Genomic DNA, 10,583 nt, shown 5'->3' on the forward strand with positions numbered 1-10,583 from the left:
ACCGAGCGAGTGTCTACGAGCGATTGAGCATTATAAAAATTTCGTCCCTGCCTTTTCTCTGATTACAAGCTCCCTTTCGATTTTAAATGGTAGGTACAGAGCATCCCGAATGGGTGCGAACAAACTTAATTTGAATCTAGACCGAGCGAAGCGAGCATAAAAACTTATGAGCGAAGCGAATTCCGAGTTGCTTTTTTTTTAGAGAATTAATTCCAGTTATATGAAAAAAATTGCCCCTTCGAACTGAGCGAAAGCGAAGTTCAATAGAGTTTGAGCGTAGCGAAAACCAAGGGCAATTTTTCATTCCCTGTGTTTTTAATTATTTTAAGGTTTTTAAATGTTTTTAACTTAGTTTTAATTATTAAATTTCAATAACTAATCATTGTATTCCCCCACGTTTAGTTACCCATTCCCCCACGTTTAGTTACCCATTCCCCCACGTTTAGTTACCCATTCCCCCACGTTTAGTTACCCATTCCCCACGTTTAGTTACCTTCCTAATTACGCCCTTAACTATACAGTTGTAGTTATCCCCACATTGTTATAATCTGTGGGTATAAAAATATTTCAATCGAGTCTATGTCAAAAGAATTAGTTGTAAAAACCAATCGGTTAAACCAGGCTTTTCAAACTCTATCTTTATCAGAGTTTCATATTGTTCAATTAGCCATTGTTGATGCTAGACATACGGGTACAGGACTAAGTACAGATACTCCTTTACGAATAGATGCTTTGAGATATGCTGAAGTTTTTGGGACGACAAGGCAAAATGCTTATCAGAGAATGAAAGAAGCAGAGGATTCTTTATTTAACAGAAGATTTAGCTTCTTTGATGAAGATGGAAAATTAGTCAAAAGTAGATGGATTCAGCAAGTAAAATATCTAGATGATGAAGGGGCTATTGAACTTGTTTTCACTTTAGCTGTTGTACAAGGCATAAGTAAAATTGATGGTATTAAAGACTTTTTTACTCAATATTTACTAAGCCAAACAGCTCAGCTTAACAGTACGTATTCAGCAAGATTATATGAGTTACTAATTCAATGGAGAGCTGTTGGAAAAACACCAGTATTTGAATTAGCAACTTTTAGAGAACAACTTGGAATTGGTGTTAATGAATACAAGCGTATGGATCACTTTAAAACTAGAGTTCTTGACTTAGCCATTTCTGAAATTAGCGAAAAAACAGATATAGAAGCAACTTACCAACAGCATAAAAAAGGTCGTTCAATATCTGGTTTTTCTTTTTCTTTTAAGCAAAAAAAATCTAAGACTAAATCATTAGAAAATCAGACAATATCTGGGAATGTAGATCTTTTTTCAAAAAAAATGACTGACTCTCAACGCCACTTATTTTCCAATAAGCTATCTGAACTTCCTGAAATGAGTAAATACTCTCAAGGAACTGAAAGCTATTCTCAATTCGCAGTAAGAATTGCTGAAATGCTTAAAGATTCTGAGAAGTTAAAAGAGTTTGCTCCAATGCTTGAAAAGGTTGGCTATCGTTAAATCATTGATGTAACGTTACATCACTAAATATTGTCTACTGACATACAGACTTTTACTTGGGTTACATGATGAAAGCACTATCTGTTATTGAATTAGCTCAACTCTATGGAATCAATCGTCAAAGTATCTATAAACGTATAAATAAAGGGGATTTATCAAAAAATAGTGATGGGAAAATAGATTTATCTGAAGCCATACGAGTATTTGGCGAACCATCTAATAAAAATAATAATGTAACTACGTTACAGTCTACTACGGTACAAAAAGATACAGAAGTAGACATGCTAAAACAGCAAGTAGACATACTTAAAAAACAGCTAGAACTTGCACATGAGCGAGAAGTTTTTCAAAGAGAACAACTAGAAGCAAAAGATAATCAAATAGAAGCAATACAACGACTGCTAGAAGCCCCAAAAACCAATATGACTACGTTTACCGATCCGAAACCTAGCCAAGATATAGCAACGGATCCTCGGTCAGAACCTGAGCCGAAACATGACGGATTGACTACTCCAGAGCAGAGGGAAAATAAGCGTATTCCAGTCCCTGAACATATTGCGCCAGAACCAGAAAAAAGGGGCTTCTGGAGCCGTTTTTTCAAGCCCTATGGATGATAGGACTATTTAATCAGACTAATCAAAACCGTGGAACATTGTTTATTTATTGATCGTGGAACATGAAAAAGCACTAAAACAGCCTGAGCGTGACTGCTTAGGCTGTTTTTACATCCATAAGACATTGTTTTAAAATGGTTTTTACAAAACGTTTCGTATAAGGTGTATTATGTTAATTTTAGAAAATCTTAAGATAATTATTAATGAGTGGCTTAATGAATAAAGAAATTTCTGTATTACTGCATGACGTTCCTACTCATGCAGATTACGCATGTGATGCAACAGATTTAGATCCAGAAGATATTCCTGAAGATCGTATAGAACAAGTCATAAATTTATTAAATTCTTCTGATGAAAATATTGTATTTGAGGCAGCAAAACTTCTGACTAATTGGGGACAATCCTCTGGTTTTGATGCATTAGTAAATTTATTAAATGAAAATAAATTAGTTGGTTATATAGATCATCGTTTACATGGTTATGATGATACACTTCAGCATGTACTTAGAGCTTTTGTTCGTTATTGGGCATTCCAAGCTGATCTAGGATTTGGTGAACAGGCTAGAATAAAAATATTTCATCCTATACAAAAGATTATAGAAATATCTAATACAGAACCATTTGATATTAGTCGCTTATTTTGGTTAATTGATGATGAAAAATACGATGAATATATTCCTTTAATTAAAAACCATTTAATCCAAATAATAGATCATCCTGAATTACAATTTTGGAAAATCCATGATGCTATTGAACTGATGCTGAAATTAGAGCCTGAGTTTGTTCATAATTTATTAGAAGAAAAAGGCAAAACATTGGAAGACTTTAAAATTAACACTTTATAAAGTTATACATTTAACATAATGGTGGTTATACGCAATACACTTGTATATTAATATAAAAATCAAATACTTAAAAATTTAACCCTGAGCATAAAAACAGCAAAAAGCCGACTTTGAAACAAGTCGGCTTTTTTATGAGCGGTTTTGGAATGTTTTGCCAATAAATTTGACTAAAAATTACGCTTCTCAACTTGAGAGATACAATTTTGTGATACATTATTGTATATACAAATTTAAATGTTTTTTATGGAACAGTATTTTGAATGGGATGAGGCTAAGAATCGAAAGAATCAGAAAAAGCATGATATCTCTTTCGAAACTGCAAGCCTTGTCTTTGATGATCCATTACGGATCTCAATCCAGGATAGACATACCAATGGTGAAGAACGTTGGCAAACCATTGGACGAGTTAAAGGCGTACTAATGTTATTGGTGGCTCACACAATTTTTGATGAAGATGACTGTGAAATCATACGAATCATTAGTGCAAGGCAAGTCACTAAAGCGGAGCGAAACAAATATGAGCATGGTTAGATACTCACGCAAAGAACTGAATGAAAAATTTAGTGAGAAGCAAAATGCTGAAATTCAACGCTTGCTTGCTAAAGGCACGGTTCCTGATGATCAGCTAGATCTATCAGATATTCCTGAAATTACAGACTGGAGCAATGCTGTACGCCATAATCAGTTCTACCGTCTAGTGAAGCAACAGACTTCCATTCGTTTAGATGCTGATGTACTTGCATGGTTTAAATCTCAAGGCAAAGGTTATCAAACACGAATGAATGAAATCTTGCGGGATGCTATGCTGAAAGAATTAAAAAATCATCAATAAAAATGGGAGCTTAAGCTCCCATTTTTGACTTCGCATAACGTGTATTATGTTAATTTTAGGAAATCTTAATTAAAGAAATATTTACATTTTTTAATTAATAACTCTTAAATCATTGAATAACTATTAAAACTTAATAGAAAATAGGTGCATTAATAAATGCTTGAAAGATTTGATATGACTATTGAAAAACTACAATTACGGTATAAAGCCCCACATAGAGATGTACCATTTGGACTTGTGGGTGATCCATCTCCTTATCAAGATATACGAGGTCAAGTGATTCATGTTGGCGATCAATTAACATTTGAGTTTCAGGGTGAAAAACAAACCGGAATAATGGTGTGTAACGATCGTCTTAGAAAATACTTTATTTTTGGACTCGTGGAAAATAACTTAACTGATTTTGAAAATATCGAAATTTCAATATCTCATCAAACATTGGATATAGGTGATATTGATCAATCTTTTTATATCTGTGAAATGTCTTTTTTGGAATAACTTATAATTACATAAACTAAAAACTCTTACTCACTTAACATAACAGCTGTTATACGCAATAAAAAAACCTGGGCACCAACCCAGGTCTAAAATTTAAAAAACAGATAAATATCAGTGCAGTAAACTCATTTTTCTAATTTCGCATAACGTGTATTATGTTAATTGTAGCCAGACTTAATTTTCAAAATTCTTCGATGCCTCTATCAATGAAAAAACTAAACTTTCTACTTCTCTCTGGCTTTGTTGCATAAAGGTTTGAAAGGCTGAGTTCCCTTAAGCTACTCAAATTTAAGAGACAACTTGGGTATGAGGGCGACCTAATTCTGTGAATTTATTCAAGACTGCCATGCGTGCATGGATCTCATTCACCTGACTTGGAAAACTCCGCGCTGTTAATTTATCGCCTAATAATTTGATGCAATGCATCTTGGTTTCAACCAAACTTCGACGGTGATAACCAGACCACTTTTTCCAAAGCGATCTGCCTAGCCGTTTGACTGTCTTTAATAATTCGTTCCGCTCTATAGACCTCGCTTGCTGATCCTTCCAAGGCTTTGCATTCTTTCTAGGTGGAATGATCGCATGTGCATCTCGATCTAAAATGACTTGTCGGCAGTGCTTTGTGTCATAAGCACCATCTGTATAAACAGAATCAATTGGTTCATCCAAGGGAATTTGAGCAAGTAAATCTTCGAGTACTTGAGAATCACTGACATTATTTGTGGTGAGTTGTACTGCACGTATTTGCAGGGTTTTAGCATCTATAGCAATGTGAAGCTTACGCCATTGGCGACGATATTCAGCCCCATGTTTCTTGCGTTTCCATTCACCTTCACCAAGAAACTTCAAACCAGTAGAGTCTACGAGTAGATGCAGTCCATCACTACTTTTTTGATAGCTAATCGCAATATCAATATGCTTTTGTCTACGACAAAGGGTGGAATAATCCGGAGCTGTCCAATCTAATCCAGAGAGTTTAATCAGACTTTGAACAAAACCTGTGACCATACGTAAAGAGAGTCGGAATAGTAATTTGATCATTAAGCAGCATTGAATCGCTGTATCGGAGTAGGTTTGATTTCGACCTTGCTTGCCTTGTGATTGTGCATACCACTGAGTCTTTGGATCAAACCAAATGGAAATATTACCTCGGTTAATTAAGGCTCGGTTATAGGATGACCAATTGGTTGTACGGTAGATTTTAGAGGCAGGCTTATTCATTTTGAAATTATATTGCTGAATAAGCTTTTGATGCTAGGTTTGTGCAACAAAGCCATTCATGGTTAATTTTAGAGAAAATTAAATTTCACTTTCTTTTTTTGCCAAAGTAATTAGATAATATTTGTTCCGGTCTATATCGTGAATCGTATAATTTTCACCACTATTGACAAAAAGAGGCTCTTCATGCTCTAAATATTTATTGCCCCTAAACCATAAAAAATTTATATTTTGAGCATACATTTCAGCTCCTAAAAAAAGTTCAAAGTTTTCTATTTTTCTATGTAAGAAAAAAGTTTGAATTTCTAGGCAGTCGTCTCTATATTTTATTGTTATTATAGATTTAGAGTATAAAAAAATCTTAAACCAATAAGCTATTGGAATATATAACATAAAATATAGTGCGACTACTAATTGAAGCATATAATCAAACGATTTTTCATTAAAAGAAAACTCATCTACTCTTAGGTATTTAATTACAAAAAACCCCAATACAAAAGATAATACGCTAAGACTTATATATAAAATTATATTACCATCAAACTCACGTCTTTTATTTTGAGTGTTATAGTAGTTAGTCTTTTCAAATAAAATACTATTCACTTTGTCTATATCTTAAAAACAATTACATTTAACATAAAATCTCTTATACGAAATTTAGTCGAAATAACTAAATTTCGTACAGCCCTTAATATTTTTAAGCTTTTTATTCACCAAAAACTTTATTGAAGTCCCCATAGTCAACCTCTTTCAGTTTATCTAACAGATAAGCTGTTTGAGTTGCATCTAAGTTTTCATGTTCAATAAGCTTAATTTCATCAGTCAAACCCACTGTTAAGTTACGTGAATTTATACTGATGTTGATGGTTCTATTTTTGAAAACCTTATCTAAGAACTTTTTGGATCTTTTATCAATTTGCTCTTTTGCATAATTTTCAAAAACATCTATCCCCCAACTTTCACCATAAAAATCTTTCTCATTTAGGTGCGGGCATACAAAAGCAACTCTAATAAATGATGCTTTAACACCATAGACATGCTTTTGTAGTAAGAAATTTGTTAACCCTGCTTTAATTTCATCACTTAAATTAAATAATGAAGTACCTGTTAGCTTTGGATAAAAGACAACCAATGTTAGTTGATGATCTTTTCCAACGCCTTCTTGCACAAAGCCGTATAAAATTTTAATTGGGCCGTTGTCACCACCCTCACTTGGGTAATATGCTTCATGTAACACTTTTTCTAGTACTCCCTTATTTTCTGAACCGTACTAAGGTTTTTCGTTATTAAAACAGATTTGAGTTTTAGGCGACTTTAAAATCCTGAATCGTTTTTAAAGTTGTGCGTTTTGGCATGTTGTAGCACTCATAATATTTCGGCATTTCCAGCGTTCCATAAGAGCCGTTATACATCACCACGGCCGTACCAATCGGCAATTTAATAAATTCGGCAGGCTCAATAATGGATTCCAATTTAATCGACTTGGTTGTCCCTACATTTTGCGATCTGTTAGAAGATGAACTGCTGGCCCGACTGGATGAACTTGTACCGCTGGTTTGACTGGTGCCTGCTGTTTCAGAGATATATGTCGTCTCAGTTTGCCCGACCAACCGACTGCATTCTTCAGCAGATTCAATATCCCCAATCCTAAAAACGATTTTCAAATTGCTCGAACCCATAAATATTTTTTCGCTATTTGGCCCATAGAGGCGATTTAAGCCCTCTAAACTCTGAAGGTATAGGAACGTAGGCATATTTGCAGAACGTATCGTATTGAGCAAATCAGTGAATTTTGGAATGGGTGCACAATTGATGATTTCATCTAGGGCAATAAATACCGGTCTACGGTTTTGATTGGCTTGTAAAATACGCATGGTATGCGCCACCATCGCCCCGAATAGCGTAGCTGTTGAACTCTTGTACTGCTGGTCAAACTGTAAAAATACGGCTTGTTTAGGCTGCATGAGTACTTCTTTTAAGTAGAAGCCTGGAGCATTGTCTGATGTCGTTGCCCGAATACGGTCATCATCAAGAAACTCAAAGGCTTTTGAAACGGCCGTCATCACGGATGCAAGCAAACGATCATTTTGAGCAGTCCGAGAAATTTCTTTGGCAATATTGGAAACACTGGATTTCTCAGACTGTCTTAATGCCTTTAACAGCTCATCATTGCTATCCATGCTGTTAATATAATTTTGAGCACTCACCAGTGATGCTTTATCGCCCAGTTCGATGAGAACAGCCTTCAGAATACGCCTTGCCAGGTCATTAAACACCACTGATTCAGCGGTATCATCTTTAATGATAATGTTCAAAATCTCGTTGAGTTCTGCTGAATCCTTCACTTCTGAAAAAATATTATAGTGGTCACTCTGAACATCGGTCGGGTTAAAAACCCAATCTTTATAACCAAAAATTTTAAAGACATTGTTTGCCTTCAGAATCGCCCAAATTTCTGGCTTTACATCTGTTGCAACGAAGCTACGCCCCGATTTCATCCACTCTACGATTTGAGAGATTAAAAACGTTGTTTTACCTGAGCCAGGTGCGCCCAGAACGATGCCCCTATCCTCATTTGTAACCCTTAAACTTTCACGATGAAATGACCAATCTAGGTATTCTTGTTTCATTTCCTTCATTTGCTTTTTGGGTAAAATCTGATCCGTAAAAGCAATAAGCGGAGTTTTATTCTCAAACCCTCGATGAACTTCAGCTAATAACGTTCCATATCCGTCTGCAGACTCTTTTTTTATACGTTCTGCACGAGGTTTCGACTTTCCATCAGCAAAATAAAAAAAGGCATAAATACCAGCAATCACAAACCATGATATGAAATAATTATTATAAGAAACAATAATATAACTATCAGGTATTAAACCTCTTATATAACTCAACATATAGGTTTGAGCTAATATTGCCAAACTCAAAAGCATAAGGTTATATACAAGCTCATGTAATTTATTATGCGCTTTAAAAATTGACTTCAAACTCACAACAATCATGAGGAGAAGCGCAATAATAACTAGAACTAAAAGCGTATTCGCAATACCAACCAAAAGTGGTTTAAGGTGCAAGCTGTTTATTAAAAACTTGTTATAAGATATAAGAAAATCATGCACCATCTAACTATCCCCTTTTTGCTGTTGTTTACCTTCACAGGTATCTAAAAATTGAGGTTCAGAAACAGGGCTTTTGAGCCATGAACAACGAACCGTATAATAAAAAGATGCGTCAGAGCTTCTAAATTTAATTAAATTTTGAGTCGGTTTTAGTTCCGCTTTATCACTCCAAATCAACAATTTGCAATTAATACAACGACCACACAACGGCAATTTTGATCTTATTTCTGATGCAATACCCATCTAATTTTTACTCCATGAACCCAAGTACACGGACGTAATATTGATGCGGCTATGTCCCAATTCTTCACTAATTAACATACGGATTTCTTTATCTTTTACTTGCTCGTCAGCAGACAATGAACGAGAACCGCCTACCGCAGGGCAATCAAAGCCCATAAGTTCACGGTATCTGGTCTGAGCGTAGCCATGTCTTAAACCATGCGTTTGCCCCACACCTAGCGCATGAGTCACTGCTTCAAAATTGGCTTTGTGGGACTTATAACTTTTTTCTTTAGGAATCATTGAACCGCCATTTTTTACTGCTTGAGCGTAGGCGTTTTTGAGTTCTTGACGTTGTTTTTCGTTAGTTATTGGAATAGTTCGAGGTCTTCCGCCTTTCGTCCAACTGTCTTTTAAACGGATATATTTAGCATTTTCAATCTTTTGACCATCCAAAGCATACTCTGGTTGGAATTTCATGCTTTCTTCACGTCTAAGCCCAAAAGCATCTTGTAAACGTAAGCTCTGGGCTATGTTTGGATCTGTTTTAGACAAATCCAGATCTTTTAAAGAAATGGATTTATTTTGATTGGTCACATAAACACGATTTTCTATTTTATAAGTTGCATTGTCTTTGACAGCACCACTATTACCAATTTTTTCCGCCCACCACCTTACCGCAACCATCCGATTTTTTATTGTTCCTGTAGACACACCATCTTTACGCCATTGCTCAAGCAATTTATTTACATGCCGACCTTTTAAATCTTTAGGTGACATGGTTTTAATGTCATAACCATTCTTGGCAAGCTGTTCAGTAAACAGTTTTAGCATAGCTCGCCTATTTGCTTGTGTGGCGTGTGAACCTTCACGAAACTTATTGCAGAGCTGATCGAATTGATACTCTAAGGTCATGTGTCCTCTTTTATTTGAGATGCTTTATTGATGAGTACAGCACAGCTTTATGCTGTGCTACGGAATCAATGAAGCATCATTTTTTTAATTTATAACTATTTGAGATCCGATGTACTGGTTAGTGTTAAGAGCCGAATTAACGTTTTATCAAAGTCAATTATAGAAATTGGTTCGATAAAAAATGCTCAAAAGTGGGTATAAAAATTCGAGAATCTTTAAATCCAAATATATGAATACTTATAAAAATAAACCGTTTCTGCATATAGGATGAGAGCGATTAAAAGTATTTGATCTCCGTTATTTAGTTTGTGTTTAAGCTGAAAACGTAAATGAAAGTCAGCAAAGAAAAGTTATGAAAAAACAAGAAAGTTTGATCATTATATCGTCTATTTGTTTTTTATCACGCATCTATAACTGAATATTTTGTGTTGAATTGTAAGTATTATGAGCTTTTTCCCAGTCGTCACTACTTATGAGTAGTGACGACTGGGGAGCATGGCCACTGTTTACGCGTATCAAAAAGGGCGGTCGCCACCCGTTCGGGATGGCTCTGCTACTCCCTGAAAAATTCAGATGGGAGCTGATAGTCAGAGGGAATAAGTTTTTAGATTTAGATTTAGATTTTTCCTGGTCGCTCACACTCCGTTCGCTTTGTACTTTTCTTTTTGACTGAAACAGGTTTAAACCGAGCGAGTGTCTACGAGCGATTGAGCATTATAAAAATTTCGTCCCTGCCTTTTCTCTGATTACAAGCTCCCTTTCGATTTTAAATGGTAGGTACAGAGCATCCCGAATGGGTGCGAACAAACTT

At 35.3% G+C, this 10,583-nt stretch carries 12 protein-coding genes; 6 read left to right on the forward strand and 6 right to left on the reverse strand.

The features are described 5' to 3' along the window. Positions 1–579: 579 nt before the first annotated feature. The 6 genes from repM (at position 580) to FTU09_RS13005 (ending at position 4,298) form a co-directional block, all read left to right on the forward strand. Positions 580–1,509 carry a replication initiation protein RepM gene (gene repM / locus FTU09_RS12980; protein WP_180080508.1) on the forward strand — a complete coding sequence of 310 codons (930 nt, stop codon included), beginning with the start codon at positions 580–582 and terminating at the stop codon, positions 1,507–1,509. A gap of 68 nt (positions 1,510–1,577) precedes the next feature. Further along, on the forward strand, positions 1,578–2,123 hold the full coding sequence (locus FTU09_RS12985; RefSeq protein ID WP_180080511.1) for a plasmid replication DNA-binding protein: 546 nt from the start codon (positions 1,578–1,580) through the stop codon (positions 2,121–2,123). A 215-nt stretch (positions 2,124–2,338) separates the two neighbouring features. Next, a complete protein-coding gene (locus FTU09_RS12990; protein WP_078194520.1) occupies positions 2,339–2,968 on the forward strand; it encodes a hypothetical protein in 630 nt (209 codons plus the stop codon). A 243-nt stretch (positions 2,969–3,211) separates the two neighbouring features. Then, on the forward strand, positions 3,212–3,499 hold the full coding sequence (locus FTU09_RS12995; protein ID WP_168370255.1) for a BrnT family toxin: 288 nt from the start codon (positions 3,212–3,214) through the stop codon (positions 3,497–3,499). After that, positions 3,486–3,800, forward strand: a complete 315-nt coding sequence (locus FTU09_RS13000; protein WP_180080514.1) for a BrnA antitoxin family protein — start codon at positions 3,486–3,488, stop codon at positions 3,798–3,800. The genes FTU09_RS12995 and FTU09_RS13000 overlap by 14 nt, the downstream gene beginning before the upstream one ends. Before the next feature lie 156 nt (positions 3,801–3,956). Beyond that, positions 3,957–4,298, forward strand: coding sequence for a hypothetical protein (locus FTU09_RS13005; protein ID WP_180080516.1), 342 nt, complete (start codon positions 3,957–3,959; stop codon positions 4,296–4,298). 288 nt (positions 4,299–4,586) lie between these two features. Here the strand turns inward: FTU09_RS13005 and FTU09_RS13010 are convergent, their stop codons facing one another. From FTU09_RS13010 to FTU09_RS13035, 6 genes are all read right to left on the reverse strand, one after another. Then, on the reverse strand, positions 4,587–5,519 hold the full coding sequence (locus FTU09_RS13010; RefSeq protein ID WP_005103080.1) for an IS5 family transposase: 933 nt from the start codon (positions 5,517–5,519) through the stop codon (positions 4,587–4,589). Positions 5,520–5,597: 78 nt separating this feature from the next. Continuing rightward, on the reverse strand, positions 5,598–6,119 hold the full coding sequence (locus FTU09_RS13015) for a hypothetical protein (RefSeq protein ID WP_004681077.1): 522 nt from the start codon (positions 6,117–6,119) through the stop codon (positions 5,598–5,600). A gap of 103 nt (positions 6,120–6,222) precedes the next feature. Next, the gene (locus FTU09_RS13020; protein WP_180080519.1) at positions 6,223–6,753 is read right to left on the reverse strand and encodes a hypothetical protein; all 531 of its coding nucleotides are present in this window, start codon (positions 6,751–6,753) and stop codon (positions 6,223–6,225) included. 67 nt (positions 6,754–6,820) lie between these two features. Then, on the reverse strand, positions 6,821–8,638 hold the full coding sequence (locus FTU09_RS13025; RefSeq protein WP_180080522.1) for a type IV secretory system conjugative DNA transfer family protein: 1,818 nt from the start codon (positions 8,636–8,638) through the stop codon (positions 6,821–6,823). After that, positions 8,639–8,878, reverse strand: coding sequence for a hypothetical protein (locus FTU09_RS13030; RefSeq protein WP_180080525.1), 240 nt, complete (start codon positions 8,876–8,878; stop codon positions 8,639–8,641). It lies immediately after the preceding gene. Continuing rightward, positions 8,879–9,772 (reverse strand): phage integrase N-terminal domain-containing protein, encoded by an 894-nt coding sequence (locus FTU09_RS13035; protein WP_180080527.1) that lies wholly within the window; start codon positions 9,770–9,772, stop codon positions 8,879–8,881. It lies immediately after the preceding gene. Positions 9,773–10,583 lie beyond the last annotated feature (811 nt).

The sequence above is a fragment of the Acinetobacter sp. YH12058 genome, from assembly GCF_013419805.1.
Taxonomy (GTDB): domain Bacteria; phylum Pseudomonadota; class Gammaproteobacteria; order Pseudomonadales; family Moraxellaceae; genus Acinetobacter; species Acinetobacter towneri.

Excerpts from the sequence above, each read along its gene's own strand:
- FTU09_RS13005 (WP_180080516.1), top strand. The coding sequence starts at position 3,957 with ATGCTTGAAAGATTTGATATGACTATTGAAAAACTACAATTACGGTAT.
- repM (WP_180080508.1), top strand. The coding sequence starts at position 580 with ATGTCAAAAGAATTAGTTGTAAAAACCAATCGGTTAAACCAGGCTTTT.
- FTU09_RS13010 (WP_005103080.1), bottom strand. The coding sequence starts at position 5,519 with ATGAATAAGCCTGCCTCTAAAATCTACCGTACAACCAATTGGTCATCC.
- FTU09_RS12990 (WP_078194520.1), top strand. The coding sequence starts at position 2,339 with ATGAATAAAGAAATTTCTGTATTACTGCATGACGTTCCTACTCATGCA.
- FTU09_RS13030 (WP_180080525.1), bottom strand. The coding sequence starts at position 8,878 with ATGGGTATTGCATCAGAAATAAGATCAAAATTGCCGTTGTGTGGTCGT.
- FTU09_RS13025 (WP_180080522.1), bottom strand. The coding sequence starts at position 8,638 with ATGGTGCATGATTTTCTTATATCTTATAACAAGTTTTTAATAAACAGC.
- FTU09_RS12995 (WP_168370255.1), top strand. The coding sequence starts at position 3,212 with ATGGAACAGTATTTTGAATGGGATGAGGCTAAGAATCGAAAGAATCAG.
- FTU09_RS13000 (WP_180080514.1), top strand. The coding sequence starts at position 3,486 with ATGAGCATGGTTAGATACTCACGCAAAGAACTGAATGAAAAATTTAGT.
- FTU09_RS12985 (WP_180080511.1), top strand. The coding sequence starts at position 1,578 with ATGAAAGCACTATCTGTTATTGAATTAGCTCAACTCTATGGAATCAAT.
- FTU09_RS13035 (WP_180080527.1), bottom strand. The coding sequence starts at position 9,772 with ATGACCTTAGAGTATCAATTCGATCAGCTCTGCAATAAGTTTCGTGAA.